The organism is Peribacillus frigoritolerans (genome assembly GCF_040250305.1).
Lineage (GTDB): Bacteria > Bacillota > Bacilli > Bacillales > DSM-1321 > Peribacillus.
Genome location: NZ_CP158190.1, coordinates 2,971,629 through 2,997,214 on the forward strand (window position 1 = coordinate 2,971,629; position 25,586 = coordinate 2,997,214).

Consider the following 25,586-nt stretch of genomic DNA (forward strand, 5'->3'; position numbering starts at 1 on the left):
ACATTTATCCTTCTTTTTATCAATATTTTTTCACAGTCTTATATCGTATATTTACTGCTTTTCTCTTTATATCCTATTTAGATTGCCCTTTTAGCTGATTACGAACTTATCATGAAATATCTCTGATATTACATGGCAAAAAAGGGTATCCATAATGGATACCCTTTTTGTTAGCTATATTAGCATAATTAATAAAGCGCTTTCATATCATTTCGATATAATTCCTTTTAATTTTTCCGCCTGCCCGGTCAATTTCTCCAAGGACTCCTGATACTCTTTTTCCAATTGTTTAATGATGCCGGCAGCGGTATCTATTTTTTTAATTGCCCCTACACCATGACCCGCTGACCAAATATCACGCCACGCTTTAGATTCCGATGGTTTGGACATGCTGTCAAAATCGACTTTTTCTTTTTTGGCTAATTGTTCCGGGTCCATGCCTTCCTTTCTGATGCTCGGTTTCAGCATATTACAATTAACGCCTGAAAATGCATCAGTCAAGATGATGTCATCATGATCACAATCGACAAGCATTTCACGATATTCATCATTTGCCCTGCTCTCTTTCGCCACGATAAAACGAGTACCCATATATGCAAGATCCGCTCCAGCTGCCTGAGCTGCCAAAATACTGTGACCAGTACTGATGGATCCGGCAAGCAAAATGATTCCGTCCCAGAATGTCCTTACGCTGTCCACGAAAGCAAAGCTATTTATCTCACCCGCATGACCACCGGCTCCCGCGGCAACCAAGATCAATCCGTCCACACCTGACTCCGCAGCTTTTTTTGCAAAATCCACAGAGCTGACATCCGAAAAGACCAAGCCGCCATAGCTATGTACGACATCCACCACATGTTTGGGTGAACCTAATGATGTAATGACGATGGGAGGCTGATGCTTTTTGACCAATTCCAACTCTTCTTCAAGCCGGCTATATGTACGGTGGACAACCATATTCATTGCCCATGGAGCAATCTTAGAGCCTGGTTCTTTAGCCTTTGCTGCAATCAATGTGTCGTTTATGTCACCCATCCATTGATCCAGTACCTCTATCGGACGCGCATTCGGTGCTGGAAAAGAGCCGATCACCCCATTCAAACAGCATTCTTTCACTAACTCAGGACCGGATATTAAAAACATAGGTGCTGAGATAACTGGTAAAGATAATTGATTCCACCACTGTTCAGGCAAACTTCTAGTCATCCATTAAACCTCCCATTATTAATATATTACCAAAATATAACACTACAAGATTATCATACTTCTAAAATACACAATTTTCAAGAAATTAATTCGGCAGCGCCATTTTAATAAAAAAACTGTATATGGAGTAGTTCCCATATACAGTGTCGATTCAATTTGAAAGCACCCATTTGCGAATGGCCTTAGCCACACCATCTTCTTCGTTTGTCGCTGTAACCCAGTCTGCTTTTTCTTTCACAATTTCTTGGGCGTTTCCCATTGCCACACCCACTTTTGCTTCAGAAATCATTGCAAGGTCATTAAGGCTGTCACCCACTGCCATAACATTATCCATAGTAATATCGAGCAATGAACATACGAGCTTTATCGCTTTCGCTTTATTTACGCCCATGGCATTCACTTCAATATTCGTCGGGCTTGAATTACTTATTTCAAAGTTTCCTTTTGATACCAGTTCATCCATGATGATTTTGCGAATGCTTTCATCATCTGTATCAAATCCGAATTTAAGCCATTGCGAATCATGGATTTTCTCAGGCATTTCAGCCCTGTAAATATTATCGCAGCTTATTGCCCAGAAATGAGTACCATGTTTTTGGCTTAATTCCCACATCCATTGTATGGAATCGCTATCGACGATATTCCTTTCCACCAGTTTTCCTTGATTATCGTAAATTTCGCTTCCGTTTACCGTAATGAGGTATGATTGAAGTTCCATTGACTTTGCAAAATCACTGCATGTCGCATAGGATCTTCCTGTGCTCAATACCACAAAAACCCCTTGATTTTCGGCTTCTTTTATCGCTCTGCGATTTTCTTCAGATATCTCTCCAGCCTTATTGAGAAGCGTGCCATCCATATCAAGTGCAACTAGCTTAATATCTTGTTTCTCCAATCTTTTTCACCCTTTCATAATCCTTCTTTATGTAACTAAGTCCATGATAGCTTATAATGCATACGTAAGGAAAGTACGTGAAGAATTGAACAGGCATTATCATTAGTGTCATGATATTTATAACCCAACAAATTTCTATCATGACACTTTATATTCTGCCATTCTTTCTACTCCCTGTCTTTTTTCATTTCATTCAATTCTTTTTTTATTTGACCTTCCCATTTTGGGACACCATCATTTTCATCAAATTCTATAATGACATCCGTTACCCCTCTTTCCTTGAATATCTCATTAAACAGCCGATCTTTAATGTCATCCGCTTGGGCGATTGAAATATGGGGATCAAGTTCGACTTCAAGTTCAACATGGAAGTCTTCCCCTTCTTTTAATACGGCCAGTTTCTGTATATCCCTTACGTCTGGATCATCCATGACCATCGTACCGATTTTTTGTCGCATTTCAATATCGGCTTCCCCAAGAGCACCTGCAGCATTATCAAGAAAAACCCTTCCAACCACATAAAACATACCGAGACCGATCATGACGGAAGCAACTCCTTCCGCTTGGATGAAGGGAGTGAAGTTTGCTAATAAAATGGCAATTATCGCAAGCACCCCGCCACCGGTCGCTACCATATCTTCCATGAATACCAATTTCGTCGCTGGTTTTGCTCTTTTTAAACCAGAGAAGCTCTTAAATATGACGGCTGCTCCTTTAGCTTCGATTCCAGTCTCATGCACCACTTCTTTCATCGCTTTAAATAATACATATGATTCCAACACAACCGCTAACGAAAGGACGGACAAGTTAATAAGGATACCAGTTGATTCTGCAGGGTGCAAAATGTGATGAAACCCTTCTTTAATCGTTTCATAAGACATGATCCCGACAACCAATACTGCCCCTAATAATACGAGGTTAACTAAACGTCCAAAACCATCAGGGAATCGATCAGTTGGTGCCTTTTTACTTAGTGCGGAACCAATGAAGACGAAAAACTGATTCGCAGCATCGCCCAAAGTATGTAAAGTTTCAGCAAACATAGCTACATTCCCTGTCATGAAGTAAGCAATCCCCTTTAGCACAGCGATGATACTATTCACACAGGCAGCAATGAACGCCGATTTATTACCTTGTTTCAATAACCGAAATAATTCTTTCATTTAAAAACCCCCCCTAATCTTTTTATAAATCCATTTTCATAATGTATTATCCCCAACACTGGAATATATGAAACCACAAAAGCGAAACCCTTAACTATACGATTGGCGAATAATTTGCATTACTTTGGTTTTTAAGTTATATCTCCCACAAACGAATATATTCCAGAATCGGACTCATCTATTCTAATTAGTTCACAATGAACGCATCCATTTCTTTAGAAGACTGATTAATGAAACAAAAAAGGAGTAAGCGGCGGCTTACTCCATATCATCCAAGAACTTCAAGCGTTTATCCTTCCTTTTTCACTAACTTAGATGGATTATTTACTTTATAGCGTATTTCTTTATTATATTTTTTGTCGACCACTTTTCCATCAAATTCGATTTCGTCCCCTTCTTCGAGCTCAGCTTTTTTCAATGTCTTGCTATATCCACACCAAGCATCGCCGATGGTCAATTCAGGTTCCGTTGTCACTTTGACATTCTCCAATAGTATGACTTCATCTTCTTCACCAGTGAAATGGTTCATTTTCGCCGTGAACTCCTTGACGGTCGCGGTGAAATGCACTTTTTCCCCAGGTAAGTCCAACTTAGGTTTTACTGTCGTTTTTTTAGTTTTGGCCTTTGCCTTTTTTGGTTCTTCACTTAGTTGATCGGCGTTTTCCGTAATTGGCGCTTCCATCACCTGCTCAGTTTCACTTGGAACTGCGGCGGTTTCCGAAACAGGTCCACTCAACAATTCTTTTCCGAAACTGGAGCTTTGCATTTCCTTTAAATAGGAAGGGTTAATGCAACTAAGCTTACCATTTTCAAATTGAACGACTACAGTGTCAAGTCCGTTGCCATATTGTTCATAACCTGCCAATTTGACTTTTGCTTGAAAACTTCCGCTTTTATATACTAGTTCTCTTTTTACCGAACGGGCAGTGAATAATTTCCATTCCAGTCCTTTAGCGATATAGTCCGTATCATCTAAAAAAGGGATATATTCTCCTTTTGGTGCGATATAATGAATCAAATCTTCAGCTGGAGTTTCAGCCACAGTAACCACTCCTAATCTTTTCTATAGATTATATTCTAGCAAAGGATTTCAAAGTTGCAAATGAATGAGTATCGTCATGGGTTGATTGCAGCCAGAAATCCGAATACGCTTAAATCCTTTCCATGAAATGAATGCGATCATTTTTGGAACCAGAAAAAAAGCTGCCCACTAAGAGCAGCCTTTTTATTTGAATAGTCAATCTTTTATTTATGTAATTGGAAAAACTACTTTACCCTTCCTTAACGTGAATTTTTTTTAATTTTGCATCTTGTTCAGGAGTAATTACCTTTTTCTTATGATAAAACAGAAAGTATGACCCAATTACTAGAATCGTGAGAAGGGTTGTAAGAAAAAATTGCAATCTCATGGAATCAATAAACGCTTGAGCAACGAATATTATAAATAATACGGCAATGGTCACGTAGGTTAAATAAGGGAATAGCCACATTTTCACTTTGAGTGTCCCTGGGTTTTCTTTTTCCGTCTTTTTCCGTAAATATAGATGAGAAAATGCGATAAAGATATACATGATCATAGTGACTCCTCCAGAGCTGTTTGCGAGAAAAGCAAACAATTTATCAGGAGAAACAAATTTAAATGTCGTGAACACATAAGCAAAGAAAACACTTGCCATTAACGCCCAAATCGGGATTCCCCGCTTATTCACTCGGGAAAGGATTTTCGGTGCATCACCTTTTTTTGATAAAGAATATAACATACGAGAGCTTGTATATAGGCCTGAATTCAAAACAGAAAGCAATGAAGTGAAGATTACGATATTCATGATTTGCCCCGCTGCCGGCAGGCCTGCCATGTCAAATACGCTGGCATAGGGGGTTTTCAGTAAATCTTCAGCACCTTGGGGGATTACGAGAACCAACACGGTCACTGAACCAACAAAGAAAAGAAGGAGACGCCATACAATACTGTTTATGGCTCTAATAATATTTTTTTCAGGGTTTTCAGACTCTCCTGCAGCAATGGCAGCTACCTCACTTCCCGATAAAGAGAAAGTAATGAATATCACACTAAGAAGGACAGGCAGAAAACCTTTTGGTAAAAATCCTCCATCTCCAGTAATGTTTGAAAGGCCTGGTGAATCAAAACCCGGAACTAATCCGAAAATCATGGCGGCACCCAGGAAGAGGAATATTACAATGGCAGCCACTTTCATGAAAGCTAACCAGTATTCAAATTCCCCATAAGCTTTAACTGAATAGATATTCGTAATCGTCATTAATATAGGGAAGGATAGACTAGCAGCCCACATGGGTATACCAGGAAACCAATCATGAATCATAGTACCCAATAACGTAGTTTCTATAGCAATGATGATAACCCAGTTGAACCAGTATAACCAGCCGATCGTGTATCCGGCCCAGGGACCAAATGCTTGATGCGCATATGTTGAAAAGGATCCGCTATCAGGATTTACCACTGCCATTTCACCCAGCATACGCATTATAAGCACGATCATCAATCCTGCAATTATATACGATAAAATAGCACCAGGCCCAGCTGAATCTATTATTGTTCCGCTTCCGATAAATAGTCCTGCCCCAATTACCCCGCCAATGGAAATCATTGTGACATGCCTGGTCTTGAGACCATGTTTCAATTCATTTGTTTGAAGTGCCACTATTGTCACCATCCTTTAAAACTGTCTAATTACCGTTTTGTAAGCAGTAAACCTTTGCTCATGGGTACCTTAGTAGAAATCTTTCATTCAATAACAATGTAATGAGGCCAAATTCACTATCGAAATATGTATATTGCACAGCATATACTCTATTAACCGTAACCGCTTTTCTATTTATACTCCTTCTTTACTAACATCAGCACCTCAACGGAAAGTAAAAAGAACCTTGCTGATTTTGCACTTTTTGCTTTTTGTTGAGTGAAGTCCTTTTATGTAAAAATATAGTTACCCAGCTCTATCCTCTCTTTCCTTACACTTCTTTTTTAATAAAAGCACCCTCTCTCACTAAAATTTTGTACATATATAAATAAAAGCAATATCCATGCCAAAAAAAGGATAGTTATTTTATTAGGGTTTAACGCTTTTATGTATTTAAAACGATTCAATATTGAATTATAAATTCAATTTTCGATTCATACATTAATTATCGACCCTTTTTGATTCATAATCGAATCAAAAAATGACAATTTACTTGTTTTCATTTCGACACATATATACTGAAAAATAACCGGGATAAAAAAGAAGATGCTAAAATCCTAATTGTGATTTCTTGGCATCTTCCAAATAGATTTATTTTCACTGAGAATGATTTTATGTAAAATACCGGCAGAACCGGAATGCCCTCCTGCTAATAATTAAAATACTATGTTTACAAGCTTCGAAAAAATTCGATATGTATATAATGCTGTGAAAATTATCCTATGATATGGTTGAAACACTTATGATTCAATTCTGAACTTCAGGGAAATGGATGCTGAATGTGGTTAAATTTTCATTGGAGACACAATTCATATATCCATCATTACTTTCAATGATCTTTTTACACACGTATAATCCAATTCCCGTTCCTAACTCTTTCGTTGTGACAAAGGGCTCAAAAATAGATTCGATCAATTCACTGGCAATGGCCGGTCCATTATTTGAAATTCGAATTATTCTTTCATTCGCCTCAATTAAAGAGTTTATCCTCAAAATTCTAGGATGTTCCTTATCCTTTAAGGCATCAATGGAATTTATAAAAAGATTCAAAAACACTTGTTTTAACCCATCCTTGCTCGCTGTCATGACGAAGTTTGGATAAATATCTATTTCCACATTAACGCTGGCATCCACAATATTTGCATAAGTCAATTCTTGTATTTCTTCAATTAACTTTAGTACGGAAATTTCCTCTCTTTGTTCCTCATTAAAATCAGATTTAGAGGTATGGAGGAATTGGGTTATCCTGAAATTCAGCTGATTTAACTCATAATCAATGATATCCAAATATTTCAAGTCGGGATTCTCCCTCTTCAGTAATTTATTGAACCCCATGATTGCTGTAAGAGGGTTACGGAACTCATGTACAAAGCTTGATGATATTTGACCCAGTACCGCTAATTTATCTTTGTGGTTTTCACTAATATAAGACTTTTTTTCCTCAATCACTTCATTTGTAAGATTCGTATATCTAGTTACTGCATGGTAGCTGAACGTATCAAAGTGCAGGTTAATGTCATTAATGAATCTCTGCATATATTTAATTGGGATATTGGCGCCAAAAACATTTCTGATTATGATATTTCTCCCTAAATTGATATTATATAGAAAATCCCCAATGTTGATATTTGCTTCAAGACGTTCTTTTGCAACCCGGTAAGCCAATTTTATCAGCACATCATCAGACAATACCTCCTTGAACGTTTGGATGACCAGTGAGTACATCCCATAACCATTTTCCTTAATTCTTTCTTTGTAGGGGTCTATTTCATTGATCTTAATAGTCTCGTTCCATTCATTTAAAAACACAGATTCATTTTCTTCCAAATATTGAATCAATACATGTTTATACTTCTTATGTTCAGATGACAACTCCATACTATTGATCACACATCCCCTTGCGGAATTTAGTTACTACATCAATAACATCATTCTATATGAGATTTTGATATCCTGCACTTCATTATTTATTGTTTTTCAAGGTGAAATGTAGCTTATAAGGAAACAGGTATGCTGGTCCGCATATAGTTACTTGCGATAACAAAGAACCGACCATATCAGGTCGGGAATCTGAAATTGTCATAAAAAGATTCTTCATATTTTTTTATATACTGAGAGTCTCTTACTTTTGAGGGTTGATTCCATATTTTTTCATTTTTCTATATAGCGTATTACGGCCGATGTCGAGCTGTTTCGCTGCGTTACTGATATTCCCATTTGTTCGTTCCAATGCATTCCTGATAAGTAGGGTTTCTTGTTCTTGAAAGTTTCTTGGTTCTCGATCGGCATTTGCCCCTTCCTCATGTGTCATGGAAGAAACAGGACAAAGTGCCGCAAGCAATTCCCTTGTAATCGGGCCATTATCAGCTAGGAATGCAGCCTGTCCCAGCACATTTTGCAATTCACGGAAATTACCTGGCCACGAATATTCCAAAATGAATGTTTTAGCTTCGTCAGTTAGTTCTGCATGTTCGCTCTTATAAGGTAAATCCGCTAAAATATATTTTGCTAACAGCAATAAATCTTTACGACTCCTTAGATTTGGAAGTTTTAAAGATAATCCACAAAGTCGGAAAAATAGATCTGCTCGGAATTCTCCAGCTTCAATTTCTTTTTGTAAGTCTTTGTTGGTGGCGGCAATGACCCTTACATCGATTGGAATGGAAGCATGTCCTCCGACACGCGTCACACATCGTTCCTGAAGCACGCGGAGCAAAGTCGCTTGAGCTTTAAGCGGCATGTCCCCGATTTCATCCAAAAACAGGGTTCCGCCATCTGCAGCTTCGAATTTCCCCTTATGCCCGCCGCTTTTTGCGCCAGTAAAGGCACCCTTTTCATATCCAAATAACTCACTTTCCAATAAGTTTTCGGGAATTGCGCTGCAATTGATGGCGATGAATGGCTTATCACTTCTTAAGCTAACCCCATGAATGGATTGAGCGAACAGCTCTTTTCCCGTTCCGCTCTCCCCAGTGATTAGCAGGCTGATATCAAGCGCTGCAGCTCTTTTAGCAATGGATATGGTTTGATTCATTTGCGGATCATTACTTATTATATCGGTAAATTGATAACGATTAGTTTTTAAACCATCAAACAATTTTTGTTTTTTTAACCTTACGATCACGTTGGATTGATGTTCTATATTTTTGCCAAGGGTTTGAACCAGGAATTCCTGGTCTTTAATTGAAACCTTCTGTTCTAAAACAAGTGGGTTTGTTCCTGATATTATATTCGATACTGGTTTTTCCATTGTGCCGATAACATGTGACGCCGCTATATTGATATCTGTAACTTTTCCCTCTTTATCAAGGGTAATTAACGGATCAGGGTATGAATCATATATAAAATAAAGGTTTTTCTCCCTTTTTTGTGTATGTGACAATAAGAGTGCTTGTTTGATGCTATCAGCCACCCTCTGAACTAAACTAATGGAAAAAGGATGATAATTCTGTTGATGACTGCTTAAATTCAGAACACCAAGCAGATGCCCCTCAGGGTGATAAATGGGCGATGCGGCACAAGTAAGGAAATGGTTATCCTGATGAAAGTGTTGACTGCCATGAATTAGTACAGGGTTTTTCTCTACTATGGCTGTTCCTATTGCATTTGTTCCTTTTGATTCCTCTAGCCAATTGGCCCCTTTTCTCAGGGAAACATTATCTGCATGTCGAATGAAAGCTGGATCCCCAACTGTTTCGATGATATATCCTTCAGGAGCAGCAAGTAATAAAATGGACTCCAAACCATTAATCGAGCGATAAACTTCTTCTAAAATGGGAGAAGAATGGTACAGGAGTTCCGCATATCGATCGTGGTATTCGGCCAACTCTAATGCACCAAGAATATCTTCCTTATCCATCATGCTTGGCTGAAGTCCCTTCGAAATGCACCGCTGCCATGATTCTTGAATAAATGCCGGTACGGTTCCTTTATCCGCGCTTATATTAACAGACATTGAATAATCCTCCCCGTATGTATAATCCAGTAAATCGGCCACTGTTTTTTATTCAATTTCAAAACTCTATGTAATCAAAAGTTTCAGAGCATTCAGGGTTCGTTCATTCAGTTTAATTATAGCAGAAAATTCAGATATCCACCAAAATGAAAACGCATTATGCCAACTACTAAACTTTTTTTGTTCCATATTGGTACAACTTCCTGTTCCAATATGGAACAGTTTGCTACCTTCCCATGTCCCTCCAGCATCTTCTTTAGCTGGTATCATTGGTTTTTTGTGATGGCATAAGTCTTGCATAATTACATGTCGAGAAATTGATTCCTTATGATAAGGGGGGAAAGAATTCAAGTAATCCAGTTTGATAATCTGACTTGCTGCAAGTCAGCCAAAGAGAAAGGTATCAAAAACATAAGATTATGCCTGGTCCTTTTACTTAGAGGAACGCCATTGTCCGAACAAATATCGAACTTAAAATCCAAATGAAAAGGGGTATTATACATGGAACAAACTATTAAGCTTAATCCAAGAGTGCAAGAATTCTTGAAGGGAACTAAAAAGCTTTTGATTAATGGGGAATTGGTGGAAGCTGCTTCAGGAAAAACCTTTGAGACCCTCGATCCTTCAAACGGCAAGGTTTTAGCGGTTGTGAGTGAAGCAGGTCCGGAAGATGTAGATAAAGCAGTCAAAGCAGCTCGTAAGGCTTTCGACAACGGTCCATGGAAAAAAATGAGTGCATCGGAACGCAGTCGCCTCATTTATAAATTAGCGGACCTCATGGAGGAACATAAAGAAGCGTTAGCACAATTGGATACCCTGGATAATGGCAAGCCGATTGGCGAAACCACCAATGCCGATGTCCCCCTTGCAATCGATCACTTCCGTTATTATGCTGGATGGACCACTAAGATAGTGGGACAAACAATACCTGTTGCTGGGAATTACTTCAATTATACCCGTCATGAAGCAGTCGGGGTGGTAGGGCAGATCATCCCTTGGAATTTCCCTTTACTTATGGCCGCATGGAAATTAGGCGCAGCCCTTGCAACCGGATGTACGATCGTATTAAAACCAGCGGAGCAAACGCCGCTTTCAGCATTATATTTAGGTCAATTGGCGCTTGAAGCAGGTTTTCCTCCTGGCGTTCTCAATGTCATACCTGGATTTGGTGAAACAGCTGGGTCTCCGCTTGTAGACCATCCTGATGTCGATAAAATTGCCTTTACCGGTTCAACCTCAGTAGGGAAAATGATCATGCGCCAAGCTTCGGGAACCGTGAAAAAAATCTCGTTGGAATTAGGCGGAAAATCACCTAATATCATTTTACCGGATGCAGATATGAGTAAAGCCATTCCTGGAGCTTTAATGGGCATCATGTTTAATCAAGGACAAGTCTGCTGTGCCGGTTCCCGCCTGTACATTCAAAAGAAATCCTATGATAACGTGGTAGCTGACCTAGTGTCCCATGCAAAGAACATTAAACAAGGGGCCGGTCTTGATCCATCTACCCAGATAGGGCCTTTGGTATCCAGTGAACAAATGGAAAGAGTCGGCGGTTATATTGAAAAAGGAAAATCTGAAGGAGCTGAAGTGGTTACCGGGGGCAATTACGGACAAGGAGAGGGTTATTTTGTAACGCCTACAATATTTGCAGGCGTTGAAGATGAAATGACAATCGCTAAAGAAGAAATCTTCGGTCCTGTTGTAGCTGCGATGCCTTTTGACGATTTGGATGATGTGATAAACCGTGCAAATAACTCAGAATATGGATTGGCTGCAGGTTTATGGACACAGGATGTAAAAAAAGCCCATTATGTGGCTAATGAATTAAAAGCGGGTACAGTTTGGGTAAACTGCTATAACGCATTTGACGCGGCTTCCCCATTTGGCGGTTATAAACAAAGTGGAATCGGTCGGGAAATGGGCAGTTATGCTTTGGATAATTATACGGAAGTCAAAAGTGTATGGATTAACTTAAACTAAATAAAAGAATGAATGCACCATATGATCATTTGGCTCAGATATCGTGATTGAAATGCATGTTATCGTTTCCTAATTCGCAAAAGGATGTACCAAAGTGCTGACTTTGGTACATCCTTTTTCTTGTTTTGTACTTATATGGCGCAGACAAAAAGAAGAGACCTTTCATTTCGAAAGGTCTCTTTGTATCGATTATCCATTACGTTCGATTTGCAATTTTTCTCTGTTTGCTTTTTCTTTTTCGATATTTTTCTGTCTTGAAATCCCGGCAACCAGGATTCCAATCACCACTATTGCTTCAAATCCATATTTAATGAAGGGATTTGCAAAGTAGTCGTGCATGAAAGGTTCAGCTACGATCATTTTAGCAGCTGTCCAGCCTAGTATTCCCGCACCAATTATTATGATGAATGGGAAGCGTTCGATCAGTTTAAGGATCAAAGTGCTTCCATACATCACTACTGGAATTGATACAAGTAAACCGATTACCACTAAAGTGAAGTTACCATGAGAAGCACCTGCCACAGCTAGGACATTGTCCAATCCCATCAATGCATCTGCAATAATGATAGTTTTTATGGCAGCCCACATCGAGTCTGCAGGCTTCACATCATGTTCTTCTTCATCGATAAGGAGCTTATAAGCAATCCATACAAGAAGTAATCCCCCTATTAAATGCAGTCCTGGCACCTCTAAGAGCCAAACAACCAGCAGCGTTGCGATGATCCTTATCACTATTGCCCCGACCGCTCCCCATATTATCACCTTTTTTTGCTGTTCTTTTGGAAGCTTTCTTGCAGCCAATCCAATAAGGATCGCATTATCACCGGCTAGAACCAAATCTATCATAATGATCGCTAAAAGTCCTGAAATGAATTCACCTGTTAAAAAATCCAACATAATTTCCTCCTTTTCACAAAAATAAAGAGACCTCTGCCATAAATGGCAAAGGTCTCGCTAAGCACTAAATGAATTAGGCCAATAAAGCCGGTGGGATTCCCACGTAATGACGACTTTATTTCAGGTTATCCCTGACGCTACTCCCCTTCACGGGAATAAAGAATATGTAATTCTTTTAATATCTTTCCATTAGGAAACTACCAAGAAAAAATATCACTAATTCAGTATACCAAAAATACAAATAAAATAAAGAAAAAAATAATAGATAGGAATGATATTCATGAACTTAACCTTGTCCAAATCCTTTCAACGGATAATTTCAGTCAATCATCCCTTCTAGATATTGGCATAATTCGTTTCCAAGGTTCGGGATATCGCTCAAATCCTTCCCCCATAGATATTGATTACTTAAGGTTGCCTCTACCAATTGTCTAAGCGGGAGTTCTTCCCTCTCATAACGAAGCCATTGTTCCCTGAAAAATTCAATTGCCTTTATATCATCTTTAACGACATAGACTTTACCCGCAAAGCTTTTACCAATATAACTCCCCTTGGTTTCGTTAACTCTATAAAATCGGATCAGGCCCGAAAAACCTCTTACGATACAGTCGGGCAGCCTTCCTTTCGCCTTATGATATTCCTCCAAGGTAGGCAGGAGACGAGCCTTGAACTTCGAAATACTGTTCAGCGAAATATCGGCCAGGAGGTGATGTACAAAAGGATTCTTAAATCGCTCAAGAACACTTTCCCCATATTGCTTCATCTCATTTTGATCAAAAGGTAATGAAGGAATTATTTCCTTTTCGATGGCATTGCTCAGAAATTGGTTGAATTCCGGATGATCGATTGCCTGTTTTACTTCTTCCAATCCAGATAAAATGCCTAAAGGAGCCAACAAGGTATGTGAACCATTAAGTATCCTTACCTTCCTCATTTGATAAGGTGTCAAATCTTTTACCCAATGCACATTTAAGCCGGATTGTTGTAAAGGAAGACGTTGATCAATACAAGGGTCACCTTCAATAACCCATAAATGGTAGGGTTCTGCCGTATTTAGCAGGGTATCCTTATATCCCCATGCCGCAAATAGGTTGTCCGACTCATTGGCTGGGAATCCTGTAACGATACGGTCTACAAGCGAGTTTAGGAATAGGTTGTCCCGGTCCACCCACTCCATGAATGGCTTTGGTAAATCCCAATCCCTGCTATGCTTAAGAACATATTGCTTCAATGAATCACCATTTCTCTCTAAAAGCTCACATGGAAGCATGATCAGTCCTTTTTTTGCATCTCCGTTGAAATACAGATAACGATGATACAAAAAAGCAGTCAGCTTTCCTGGATAAGATTCAATCGGCTTTCCTTCTTCCAAAGGAAACGGCTGGTATTTGAGCCCTGCTTCAGTCGTGTTGGAAACTACAAATTCCAATTCAGGATTTTCTGATAGTGCTAAAAATTCCATCCATTCTTCATATGGATCAATCACCTTTGAAAAAACGGAAATGATCTCTGTATGTTCCACTTTTTCGCATTGGTGAAAACCACGTAACATTAACGTATACAGTCCATCTTGCCGCTTTACTTCCTCTATTTTCCCTTTTCCGGCGGGGCGGGGCTGGGTAACTGCAATACTTCCCATGAAATGACCTTGTTTATTACATTCATGAATCATCCAATCAAAGAAGCCTCGAAGAAAATTCCCCTCCCCAATCTGCAATACTTTTATGGGAAAATCCATCATATGTGAATATTGGACAGCTTTTGTATCTTTACTCAGACGTTGCAGTTGACTTTTATTAATGTTCATGATCAAGGAACTCCTTTCTAATAGAAATATCCAATTCGGATTGCGTTTTATGTGGTTGCCTTTACGACAGCATACCTAATGATCATATTTCGACAATTGCCTTGATCACTTTAGCTTCAGGAGTTAACCAACCTTCAAACTGATTGATCATTTCATCCAAATGTGTGCGGTGTGTAATATACTGGCTCATATCCAACAAATCATTTTTCAGCGTATTCACGACATAATCAAAGTCATCCCTTGTTGCATTGCGGCTTCCCATTAATGTAAGCTCTTTACTGTGGAATTCTGGATCATTAAAGGAAATATCTGCTTTAACTAAACCTACATAAATCAATCTTCCGCCGTGAGCAGGATATTTAAATGAATCCATCATTGATTTTGCATTACCTGTCGCATCAAATACCACGCTTGGCATATCTCCATTCGTCAATTGGGCTAATTTCTCCATTGGATTCTCCAAAACGTTCAAAGTATAATCGGCATTTGCCCATTTGCCGGCAAATGCAAGGCGTTCATCATTTACATCCATTGCGATCACCTTCGCACCTTGTTCTTTAGCGAATGCCATGACTCCCAAGCCAATTGGTCCAGCACCAATTACAAGTGCAAATTCCCCTTTATGAATAGCAGCGCGCCTAACTGCGTGAGCCCCTATACTTAAAGGCTCTATCATTGCGGATTGGTCAAGTGTGAGACCCTCGGTTTTCACCAAATGATTATATGGAACCGTAATCCACTCACTCATGCCGCCTTCAGCATGTACACCCAACACTTTCATATCCGTACAGCAGTTCGTTTTTCCACTTCTGCAAGCCAGGCATTCTCCACATTCCATATAGGGGATGATCGATACTTGATCCCCGACATTAAGCCCTGATTCATTTTCCGGTATGGACTCAATATAACCGGATAATTCATGGCCAAGTATTCGAGGATAGCTAAAAAAGGGTTGATTGCCTCCATAGGCATGAATATCTGTACCGCATATACCTATGCGCCGCACACGAATCAAAGCTTCCCCTAAGTTTGGTACGGGTTTTTCCGACTGTATCATCTTAAATTCAAAAGGTTGTTCACAAACGATACTTTTCACTGATTAACACTCCTTTTTAATAACTTGATAGATATTGTGTATGTATTAGAGAATGACTCCTTCTTTAAAGATGCTTATCTCCCTATATCCGAATTTTTCATTATTCGTTTTCTTTTTACCGGATGAAAGCTCAAGAATGTAGTGGAATAAATCGTCCTTTAATTCATCGATCTTTTGACCTTCTATCAACCGCCCGGCATTATAATCAATCCAGTGCTTCTTACGATCGGCTAAATCCGAATTCGTAGCTATTTTTACAGTTGGCACCGGTCCCCCAAATGGCGTTCCTCTTCCCGTAGTGAATAGAACGATATGTGCGCCGGCTGCTGCCAAAGCCGTTACCGAAATCAGGTCATTTCCAGGAGAATTGATTAAATTCAAACCATGCTTCACTACTCGTTGTCCATACGGGCTTACATCCACTACAGTGGCATGGCCACCTTTTTGCGTGCATCCAAGTGATTTTTCCTCCAGTGTACTTATGCCGCCCTCCTTGTTTCCAGGTGAAGGGTTTTCATAAATTTCCTGATCATGGCGAATGAAATACTGTTTGAAATCATTAATAAGGCCAACGATTTTCTTAAAGGTTTCTTCATCCCCTGCCCTGTTCATCAATATCGTTTCCGCTCCAAACATCTCAGGAACCTCTGTCAATATCGTGGTCCCGCCATTTTCTACTATTAAGTCGGAAACCGCACCAACCAATGGATTAGCGGTAATGCCTGAAAAACCATCGGAACCCCCGCACTTTAAGCCTATTTTCAACTTTGAAACCGGTACGTCCTGGCGTACGAACCCTTCCGCATATTCCACTAATTCCCCCATTAAACGTAAGCCGCTCTCCAATTCATCTTGAACCTCCTGGGCTTTTAAAAATTTAATCCGATTAGGAGGAAAGTCACCTATGACTTCTTTAAATGATTCGATTTGATTGTTCTCACACCCTAATCCCACAACTAAAACCCCTGCTGCATTTGGGTGTTGAGCCAAGGCTGCCAATAGTTTCTGCGTATGGGTCAAATCATCTCCCAATTGAGAACAACCGTAGGGATGGGAAAAGTGATGAACCCCATCGATTTGACGATCTTTAAACTGCTCATTGCCCATTTTAGCTAGAAGTTCACATGTTTTATTGATGCAACCTACCGTATTGATGATCCAGATTTCATTCCGGATGCCCACTTCCCCATTTTCACGGATATATCCTTGGAAGGTATGATTTTTACTTGGCTCTTTTGTATCTTGAATGCTAGGTTGATAGGAATAATCCAATATACCATGCAAACCGGATGCTAGATTATGGGTGTGAACCCAATCGCCAATGGCGATATCTTCTTTAGCTTTTCCGATCGAGTAGCCAAATTTGATTACGTCCTCAGCTCGTTTAACCGGTTTCACTAACATCTTATGCCCTTTAGGAATGTCGTCATTTGCCTTGATATGGATCATTCCCCTGTCTTCTGTTTGAATCTGGAGACTCTGTCCTTTATGAATCCACTCCAAGGAAATAACAACATCATCATTTGAATGCAATTGAACAAATTTATTCATTTTGTCCCTCCTTATCATGAATAAGACGTTCAGAACCAAACGTCACTCCATTCCGAAAGCCCTTTCATTTTTCCCTTGAATTTTTTAATTTTTAAATCTATTTTAATTTTAACATCAATTTATGAAATATAAATTGCGTATTTTGCTATAAATATACTCATTCTTGTTGTATTATACTTTCAGGAGATGAACAAATGAAAAAAATTCATAATGCATTAAACCATGATTTACTCTTCCCATTCTCTTTTGTCTATCAAGATACGAAAAGTCCCCAGAATGAATTGTCCGATCATATGCATGACCATTATGAAATTGTTTATGTTTATAACGGTAAAGGGACCTTTTTTATCGGTGATGTGTTTTATGATATGCAGCAAGGGGATGTATTCCTGATCCCGAATAATACCATTCATAGGGCATTACCGAATAAGGAAGACCCTGTCACCTCCACCATTATTTTTTTCAGTCCCACATTAATATATAAAGATGTGGTTGATGATTCTTTTTCATATTTGCACTTGTTTAATCTGACAAAAAAGAGTAAGAATTATAAAATATCATTGCCGCAGAAGAAACAAGTAAAGATGGAGGAACAGCTACAGCTCATCCTGCAAGAAACAAATAGCCAATCAATAGGCTCGAGACATGCTTGTTTGCTGATCGTTCACCAGATCATACTTGATTTATACCGCACCCGGATAAATGGCAAAGAAGATTTATCCGAGGGCAGCTATAGTTCAGACTGGATCAAAGATATTTTAATCTATATTAATGAACATATTGATGAACCATTAACACTGACGGCACTTGCACAAAAAGCTTTGGTCAGTCCCGCTCATTTCAGCAGAGTTTTTAAGGAAACGACTGGAATTGGCTTAATCGTGTATCTAAACACGAAAAGAATCATCAAGGCAAAGGAACTTTTGCTGGAAACGAATCACACCATTGCCAATATTGCTGAAATGTGTGGTTTTGAAAGCATGCCCCAATTTTATCGTACCTTTAAGAAATACAATGAAAAGACACCAGCTACATTTCGAAAAGAAAATCGGATTCGCTAGGCGTGCCTAATACACATGAAAAATGGAAGTGTCTTCCCTTTGGGAGACACTTCCATTCTAACAATCTATTACGCAGGCTTTACTATCGGTCGTACAAAACGGATGACTGCAAGCGATGCAACGATGGCCAATCCACCAGCAAGCAAGAATGCAACTGTGTATGTGCCTGAGGTATCGACAATGTATCCTGTTAACGTCGGTCCGATGATTCCTGCTGTATTTGCCAAGAAATGCATAAAACCTCCAACAGATCCAACATTACCAGGGTCAACGACATCGTTGACGATTGCCCAGTAAATGGCACCAGTCAAATATAGGAAGAAGACGGAAAGTGCGACAAGCGTTACCGCACTGAGCGTCGTCGATACAAGCCCGGCAAAACCGATACATACTGCCGATAAGAACAAACATGTTACAAGCACGAGTTTACGTGAGAATAATACACCTTTTTGAGCGAATTTTTTATAGAAGAAATCCGATACAAATCCACCCAAAGCAAGTCCGATGAATCCAAAAATCCAAGGAATCACTGTAATGATACTCATATTTTCCACACTTAGGCCGCGTGCATCCACCAAATAGCTTGGGAACCAAGTTAAGAAAAAGAAGAGAATATAGTTATAGGAAAAAAAGGCTAGAGCTGTAAATAAAACCGTTTTTTGTTTTAAATAAAAGGTGAATTTCACCTTTCCTTCCGATGTTGCCGCTACATAAGATTTTCCTGTATGTTTCTGTTCCTTTGACTCTTCTGGTTTTTCTTTAACGAACTTCCACCAGCAAACCGCCCATATAAGCCCAATCACCATTATGGCAATGAAAGAAACTCTCCACCCATATGAGATTGCAATGAATCCAACTATCGGACCTGCGATGGCGCCACCAAGCGGCGTCCCGCTATTCGTCAAACCAACGACAGATGCCCGTTGATTTGCCGGGAACCAGTTATTGACCATTTTATTGATGGTTGCCGAAAGAGGGCCTTCGCCCATCCCGAACAAGATGCGGATGACTATCATACTGGCAAAACCGACAGCCAGCACAAGTGCGCCGCTGAATAAAGACCAAACGATCATCGCCACGAAAAGCGTAAGCTTTGCACCCCATTTATCGGACGCCATGCCACCAAGGAAGTTAAATACGGCATAACCAACTGAAAAGCTACTAAAGATAATTCCCATCTGTGTTGCTGTTAAGGATAAATCATCTTGGATGAACGGAGCTGCAATGGACAGTGCAGATCGGTCCAGATAATTAATTACCCCTGCCAAGAACAAGAAAACGATAACCATTCCTCTACCATTTGAAAACATAAAGTACCCCCCTATACGTTTCTACAAATGCAGCAGCATTTTTGGAAACGTTTCCATTTAATAACCAAGAGTAAAGCCTATATGATCCATAACTAAATCGGTTTAGAAGCCCCGTAAAAAAAGCGCTTTCTCTTTCACAGGAATTCTTACATCCGGTTCTAGCAAGAATTCCTTGAAAGCAAAGTCGGTTTCAAGCGATGGACGCTTGTATCCTCTTTTCCTGTTTTATTGATTTGACTAAGCAGTAACTCTGCTGCCAAGTTGGCCATTTCAATGGCTGGCTGATTAACCGTTGTGATGGTCGGTGTATAGAAACTGGCATACGGAACATCATCGATTCCTATGACTGCTATGTCATCAGGTATATTGATTTCGTGCTGTTTCATATAACGCAATACTTCATTAAGTACGATATCATTACCTGCCAATATGGCTTGAGGCGGCTTTTCCAATTCGAAAAATTCTGAAAGTGCAACCGGAATTTCATCTGCATTCACAGTTTTAATGTATTCTGAATTGAATGGTATCCCATGTGACTCGAGTGAATCCTTGTAACCTTGGATCCGTTCGATTCGAGGACTGATATCGCGTATTATTGAAGTGGTTATGATTGCAATGTTTTCAAAACCCTTTTCAATAAACCGATCGACCGCTAACTTGGAAGCAAGGTGATTATCGAGCATGACTGTAGCAATATTCAATTCTTCGATCGTCCTATCCATGAAAACAATCGGGAATTGATCACTCTTCATACGTTGATATAAATCAAGATTGTCCCCTGTGGGGAAAATGATGATCCCATCCACTTGTTTAGCCCTTAGCATTTCAATATAATTCTTTTCCTTTTCAGGATTGTCATCTGCATTGCATACGATAATGTGGAACCCTTGTTCATAAAAGTAGTTTTCTATAGCTCTAATAACTTGCGTTGAAAACGTGTGAAGGATATTGGCAACCACTACCCCAACGGTAAAAGTGGATTTTTGCTTTAAACTGCGCGCTATTATATTAGGCTGATAGTTTAACTCTTCTATTGTTTCTTCAATTTTTTTCCTTGTTTTTTCACTCATATATTCATAGCGTTTGTTCAGGTATTGGGAAACTGTACTTTTTGATACTTTCGCGTGATTGGCGACATCAGTAATTGTAATGGTTTTCATTTCATTCATTCCTGTCGTGTGATTTCAATTCTCTGCCTAATACCAAAATGGCTTATATATAAGGAATATTCTATTATAATAAGGAAAGCTTTACAATCACCTTCTGATGCAGAAAAAAGACAATTTCCCAACCCGTGGAACTAATTTAATCACGTTAACTTGTTCGCCTTTTTATTGGACCTGGCTTCAGACGCCCGAGTATGCCATGAAGCCCCCATCGACCGGTACCGTAATTCCTGTGACAAAGCCCGAATAGGATTCATCAACGAGCCAAAGCAAGGTACCAAGTAAATCTTCCGGCTGCCCGAAACGCTTCATGGGTGTTGAAGTAATGATTTTATCAGACCTTGCCGTCAGGCTGCCATCTTCATTAAGTAAAAGATCCCGATTTTGCTTCGTCAAAAAGAATCCTGGAGCAATGGCATTCACCCGTAAACCTTCTTCGGCAAAATGAACAGCCATCCACATGGTAAAATTATTTATCGAAGCTTTGGCAGCACTATATGCTGGTACTTTAGTCATTGGAGCGTAGGCGCTCATGGAAGATACATTTACGATAACTGGTGCTTCCACTTGCAATAATTCTTTTCCAAAAACCTGACTTGCCAAAAATGTACCGGTGAAATTACTGGCAAAAACTTGGGAGAAACCATCTTCATCCAGATCAAAAAATGATTTTCCTTCTGCTTCTTCCCCATATTTCTCTGGAGCTGTAATGGCATCAGGATGATTGCCTCCCGCTCCATTTATCAATAGATCCACTCTTCCGAACGTTTCTATTATTCTCCCTCTTGCATCCTCCAATGAGGTTCTATTCAAAACATCTGCCGCGATTGATATCGCAGTCCCCCCTGCTTGTTCAATCAGGCCGACCACTTCTTGCCCTTTTTCTGCCGTTCTGTTCAATATAGCTATCTTGACACCATGACGTGCCAATTCCACAGCCATTTTGGAACATAAAACACCGCTGCCTCCAGTGATCACTGCCACCCTGTTCGTTAAGTTTTCATGGATGGGAATCATGATTCCCCACCTGATTTACCAGCTTCATATGCATCCCATAATCCGAGCAAATACATGATTCCCAATGCTCGGTCATATAAACCGTAACCTGGGCGGCACTCTTCACCCCATATATGGCGGCCATGATCCGGTCTGACATAACCAGTATAATTTTGCTTATTCAATTCTTCCACGACGCCCTGTATATTGATGGATCCATCCTGGGTATGATGGGATGTTTCCACAAAGTCACCATTTTCATAAATCTTCACATTTCTTATATGGGAGAAAGGCGAACGGTTTGCATACTTTTTAGCCACTTGGACCATATCATTTTCAGGGTTTGCCCCCATCGAGCCTGTACACATGGTGAACGCATTCGACGGTGAATCCGAAATCGAGATCAGTTTTTCATAGCTTGACTCTCCGGTGATGATTCTTGGCAAGCCAAAAATGGACCATGGCGGATCATCCGGGTGTATTGCCATTTTTATACCGCAAGCCTCGGCAACAGGTAATATTTCCTTTAGGAATATTTCAAGATTCGCCCACAGCTGCTCTTCGTCCACAGTTTTGTATGCTTCGAATAATTCAGAGATTTGATCCATCTTTTCTGGTTCCCAACCTGGTAAAGTTAAATCTGAGGCTTCCGTTACCGTACGAATTAAATCTTGTGGATCTAACGTATCAACTTTCGCCTTTTCATAAAACAGGGCAGTTGAACCATCTTCCAAAGGATGGAACATTTCAGTCCGAGTCCAATCAAAGATCGGCATGAAGTTATAACAAATGACCTTCACTCCTGCTTCCGAAAGATTCCGGATCGTCTCTTTGTATTTCTCTATATATATCATGCGATCTTCGTTACCCAATTTAATCGATTCATGGACATTTACACTTTCTACGACATCCGTGTGAAAACCAAATGATTGGATATACTCGATTTCTTTTTTAATTTCTTCCTTTTCCCATACCTCACCAACAGGTTTTTGGTGTAGTGCCCAGACAATCCCTTTCACTCCGGGAATCTGTTTAATGTGCTCCAATGTAACAGTATCATTGTCTTTCCCGTACCATCTAAATGTAATGTTCATCATGCACCTCCATCATTCCGCAATTTTCTGCATGTATTTTTTGCTTAACTCCACTGCGGCCTCATAGCCGCCATTCTGATAGGCTTTGTTCAAGTCACTGCCGATACCGATTGCTACCGCGCCTGCATTAAGCCAGTCCTTCATGTTATCTAAATTAATTCCGCCGGTTGGCATGATCCTTACATTGGGCAGTGGACCATTAACCGACTTGATGAAAGAAGGTTCGAAATGGTTTGCCGGAAATAACTTTAAAACATCACAACCTGCTTCCAATGATGTAGCCATTTCTCTAATTGTCATGCAACCAGGCATATAGGGAACGCCGTATCGATTACAAAGTTCGGCTACGGCATTGACAAAATAGGGACTGACGATAAAATTGGCGCCAGCTAAAATCGCATGTCGTGCCGTTTCAGAATCAAGTACGGAGCCTGCCCCTAAGAGTGCTTCCGTATTTTGCAGTTCTTTGAAAGCTTCTTCAATTCCCGGTGTTGTATAAGTCAATTCGATTGCCCGAACACCGCCTTCCACAGCAGCTTTAGAAAGCTGTGCCGCCTCCTTTGCATCCTGTCCCCGGATAACAGCTACAACTTTCGTTTCCGTTATTCGATGTATGATTGAGTGTTTATCCATGATCCCTACCCCCTTAATTAAAAACGATGATCGCTTTTCGAACTTGTTCGGGATGATTTTCAACAAAATTAAATGCTTCCTGGATATCATCGAGCGAAAATGTATGGGTGACTAAACCTTCATGTCTGAGTTTGCCTTCATTCAAAAGTTTAACCACTTTTGGAAACTGGTTCGTTTGCAATCTAGATCCTTTCACTGATACTTCCTTTTTAGTGATCGGCAGCTGGGAAACCGCTGAAGGACGTTCATCAAAACCGAGTACGACAATCCGCCCCGCCGTTGACACGACATCGAAGGACAATTCAAATGTCATCGGCAAGCATACTGCATCAATGACGACGTTGGCACCTTCTCCATTCGTCCATTCTTTCACTCGTTTTTGAACATCTTCCTTTCCCGCATGGACAGTGATATCAGCGCCGCTTTCTTTAGCGAATTCCAAACGTTCATCACTTAAATCCGTTATCATCACTGAGGCCCCTTGAAGCTTTGCCATCTTTAATATGCAAATTCCAATAGGCCCAGCTCCCTGGATAAGCACGGTTTCCCCTTCCTCCACTTCGCCTCTCCAAACGGCCTGTGCGCCAATTGTGTATGGCTCAGCCAAAACTATTTCTTCCCAGGCTAAAGCGGAATCCACAACATGTAATTGTTTCTCGGGAAGGACGAACCATTCCCTCAACCCACCATCTTCATGCACACCAAAAACGGAAAGTTTTTCACAAACATTTTGGCGACCTTTGCGGCAGGCGTAACACTCCCCGCAATAACTGATGGGCTCAATAACAACGTGATCACCAACTTTTATGCCCGAAACGCCTAGACCTATCTCCACAACTTCTCCCGCTACTTCATGCCCAACGACCCGAGGCAAAGTTGCAAGGGGATTGGTACCATGGTAAATATGCATATCCGATCCGCAAATCCCGACGCTTTTTACTTTTACAAGGACATCCGTCGAGTTCGAAATCTGGGGTTTTTCCACTTCTTGAATGATAAGTTCATGAGCTTTACGTACTTGAACCGCTTTCATTTCCCCACCTGCTTTGTAAGAAATTCGTAAACACTTGATGCTATCGTAATACCTTGTTTCAGGTTTTTTTCTTCATTGATTTGTTCAATCTCACCCGGTACATAAACGCGATCGAACCCTGAAGCAGGTTCAACCTGTTGCAGCTCTTCGATCATTCGATCCATTTGCTCTAGAAATATATCAGTATCAGTAAAGAACGAAGGATTAATTACGCAAAAATAATGTCCCAGCTTCCGTTTCTTATCAAGATCGTCATACATTTTCCCAATGTGCGGGCCAAATGCAGCACCGGCCAATAATCCAGAAAACACATCTACAATTACGGATAGACCATAGCCTTTCGGGCCTCCGAAAGTGGAAAGGGAAACGACTTTATTCGGGTCTGTGACCGTAGCTCCATTTTCATCCACTCCCCATCCTTCAGGGATTTCCTTTCCCTCTTCGCGTGCCTGGAGGATTTTCCCCAGTGCAACATTGGATGTTGCCATATCAAGAATAAAGGGTTTCTTCGTTTTGGCAGGAACTCCGTAAGCGATTGGGTTGGTACCAAGAAATGATGTTTTTCCTCCGAACGGGACCACGATTTTATCAGTATGTGACATCGCGATGCCAATCAACTTTGCATCGGCAGCTTTTTGGACGAAATAGCTTAGTGCTCCGCAATGGCTGCTATTAAAAACAGTCACCATGCCCACGCCATTATCTCTGGCCATTTCGATTGCATGGTCCATGGCCACGTCGCTGATCACATGCCCAAAACCATCATCTCCATCAACCACACCGGTAACGGGCCCTGTCTTTTGAAAGGAAATCTGTGCATCGGGATTTATGCCTCCTGCCTGTAAACGGTTCACATAATGCTCTGTTCGCAAAACACCATGAGAATTGACATTTCTGAGATCGGCATGAACCAATACTTCCGCGATTTTCCCGGCATTTTCTTCATTTAAACCCACGTTTGTCAGCTGTTGTATGACTAATCTTTTTGCTTCCTCGGCTTGAATCGTAACTGTTGCCATT

20 protein-coding genes are annotated in these 25,586 nt (G+C 40.2%); 2 read left to right on the forward strand and 18 right to left on the reverse strand.

Features of this window, described 5'->3' with window-relative positions; translation table 11 throughout:
- Positions 1–207 precede the first annotated feature (207 nt).
- The 7 genes from ABOA58_RS14590 to ABOA58_RS14620 form a co-directional block, all read right to left on the reverse strand.
- Positions 208–1,206 carry an NAD(P)H-dependent flavin oxidoreductase gene (locus ABOA58_RS14590; RefSeq protein ID WP_350298961.1) on the reverse strand — a complete coding sequence of 333 codons (999 nt, stop codon included), beginning with the start codon at positions 1,204–1,206 and terminating at the stop codon, positions 208–210.
- Between the two features lie 151 nt (positions 1,207–1,357).
- Entirely contained in the window at positions 1,358–2,101 is a 744-nt protein-coding gene (locus ABOA58_RS14595) for a Cof-type HAD-IIB family hydrolase (RefSeq protein WP_350298962.1), read from the reverse strand.
- A gap of 167 nt (positions 2,102–2,268) precedes the next feature.
- Complete coding sequence (locus ABOA58_RS14600; RefSeq protein WP_350298963.1) at positions 2,269–3,264, reverse strand: cation diffusion facilitator family transporter; 996 nt, start codon at positions 3,262–3,264, stop codon at positions 2,269–2,271.
- Positions 3,265–3,553: 289 nt separating this feature from the next.
- Positions 3,554–4,306 (reverse strand): hypothetical protein, encoded by a 753-nt coding sequence (locus ABOA58_RS14605; RefSeq protein ID WP_350298964.1) that lies wholly within the window; start codon positions 4,304–4,306, stop codon positions 3,554–3,556.
- A 229-nt stretch (positions 4,307–4,535) separates the two neighbouring features.
- Complete coding sequence (locus ABOA58_RS14610; RefSeq protein ID WP_350302879.1) at positions 4,536–5,954, reverse strand: amino acid permease; 1,419 nt, start codon at positions 5,952–5,954, stop codon at positions 4,536–4,538.
- 777 nt (positions 5,955–6,731) lie between these two features.
- On the reverse strand, positions 6,732–7,874 hold the full coding sequence (locus tag ABOA58_RS14615; RefSeq protein ID WP_350298965.1) for a histidine kinase N-terminal domain-containing protein: 1,143 nt from the start codon (positions 7,872–7,874) through the stop codon (positions 6,732–6,734).
- A gap of 232 nt (positions 7,875–8,106) precedes the next feature.
- On the reverse strand, positions 8,107–9,939 hold the full coding sequence (locus tag ABOA58_RS14620; RefSeq protein ID WP_350298966.1) for a sigma-54-dependent Fis family transcriptional regulator: 1,833 nt from the start codon (positions 9,937–9,939) through the stop codon (positions 8,107–8,109).
- A gap of 501 nt (positions 9,940–10,440) precedes the next feature.
- Here ABOA58_RS14620 and ABOA58_RS14625 point away from each other — a divergent pair.
- Complete coding sequence (locus ABOA58_RS14625; protein ID WP_241590872.1) at positions 10,441–11,922, forward strand: aldehyde dehydrogenase family protein; 1,482 nt, start codon at positions 10,441–10,443, stop codon at positions 11,920–11,922.
- A 189-nt stretch (positions 11,923–12,111) separates the two neighbouring features.
- Here ABOA58_RS14625 and ABOA58_RS14630 read toward each other — a convergent pair whose 3' ends face one another.
- The 4 genes from ABOA58_RS14630 to ABOA58_RS14645 all read right to left on the reverse strand — a co-directional run bounded on the left by ABOA58_RS14630 (position 12,112) and on the right by ABOA58_RS14645 (position 17,273).
- A complete protein-coding gene (locus tag ABOA58_RS14630; RefSeq protein WP_350302880.1) occupies positions 12,112–12,816 on the reverse strand; it encodes a TerC family protein in 705 nt (234 codons plus the stop codon).
- Positions 12,817–13,138: 322 nt separating this feature from the next.
- Positions 13,139–14,626 (reverse strand): tagaturonate reductase, encoded by a 1,488-nt coding sequence (locus tag ABOA58_RS14635; RefSeq protein ID WP_350298967.1) that lies wholly within the window; start codon positions 14,624–14,626, stop codon positions 13,139–13,141.
- Between the two features lie 82 nt (positions 14,627–14,708).
- Positions 14,709–15,722 (reverse strand): zinc-binding alcohol dehydrogenase family protein, encoded by a 1,014-nt coding sequence (locus tag ABOA58_RS14640; RefSeq protein ID WP_350298968.1) that lies wholly within the window; start codon positions 15,720–15,722, stop codon positions 14,709–14,711.
- 45 nt (positions 15,723–15,767) lie between these two features.
- Positions 15,768–17,273 carry a UxaA family hydrolase gene (locus tag ABOA58_RS14645; RefSeq protein ID WP_350298969.1) on the reverse strand — a complete coding sequence of 502 codons (1,506 nt, stop codon included), beginning with the start codon at positions 17,271–17,273 and terminating at the stop codon, positions 15,768–15,770.
- Between the two features lie 194 nt (positions 17,274–17,467).
- Between ABOA58_RS14645 and ABOA58_RS14650 the strand changes: the two genes are divergently transcribed.
- Complete coding sequence (locus ABOA58_RS14650; RefSeq protein WP_350298970.1) at positions 17,468–18,334, forward strand: AraC family transcriptional regulator; 867 nt, start codon at positions 17,468–17,470, stop codon at positions 18,332–18,334.
- A 68-nt stretch (positions 18,335–18,402) separates the two neighbouring features.
- On the opposite strand, the gene ABOA58_RS14655 is transcribed toward ABOA58_RS14650, so the two are convergent.
- The 7 genes from ABOA58_RS14655 to allD form a co-directional block, all read right to left on the reverse strand.
- On the reverse strand, positions 18,403–19,644 hold the full coding sequence (locus ABOA58_RS14655) for an MFS transporter (RefSeq protein ID WP_350298971.1): 1,242 nt from the start codon (positions 19,642–19,644) through the stop codon (positions 18,403–18,405).
- A 158-nt stretch (positions 19,645–19,802) separates the two neighbouring features.
- Positions 19,803–20,804 (reverse strand): LacI family DNA-binding transcriptional regulator, encoded by a 1,002-nt coding sequence (locus tag ABOA58_RS14660; RefSeq protein ID WP_350298972.1) that lies wholly within the window; start codon positions 20,802–20,804, stop codon positions 19,803–19,805.
- Between the two features lie 186 nt (positions 20,805–20,990).
- Positions 20,991–21,827 (reverse strand): SDR family oxidoreductase, encoded by an 837-nt coding sequence (locus ABOA58_RS14665; RefSeq protein ID WP_350298973.1) that lies wholly within the window; start codon positions 21,825–21,827, stop codon positions 20,991–20,993.
- The gene (uxuA, locus tag ABOA58_RS14670) at positions 21,824–22,900 is read right to left on the reverse strand and encodes a mannonate dehydratase (RefSeq protein ID WP_350298974.1); all 1,077 of its coding nucleotides are present in this window, start codon (positions 22,898–22,900) and stop codon (positions 21,824–21,826) included. Before uxuA ends, ABOA58_RS14665 begins: the two co-directional genes overlap by 4 nt.
- A gap of 12 nt (positions 22,901–22,912) precedes the next feature.
- Entirely contained in the window at positions 22,913–23,533 is a 621-nt protein-coding gene (locus ABOA58_RS14675) for a bifunctional 2-keto-4-hydroxyglutarate aldolase/2-keto-3-deoxy-6-phosphogluconate aldolase (RefSeq protein WP_350298975.1), read from the reverse strand.
- 13 nt (positions 23,534–23,546) lie between these two features.
- Positions 23,547–24,566 carry a zinc-binding alcohol dehydrogenase family protein gene (locus tag ABOA58_RS14680; RefSeq protein WP_350298976.1) on the reverse strand — a complete coding sequence of 340 codons (1,020 nt, stop codon included), beginning with the start codon at positions 24,564–24,566 and terminating at the stop codon, positions 23,547–23,549.
- Entirely contained in the window at positions 24,563–25,585 is a 1,023-nt protein-coding gene (allD, locus tag ABOA58_RS14685; protein WP_350298977.1) for an ureidoglycolate dehydrogenase, read from the reverse strand. The genes ABOA58_RS14680 and allD overlap by 4 nt, the downstream gene beginning before the upstream one ends.
- Position 25,586: the final 1 nt, after the last annotated feature.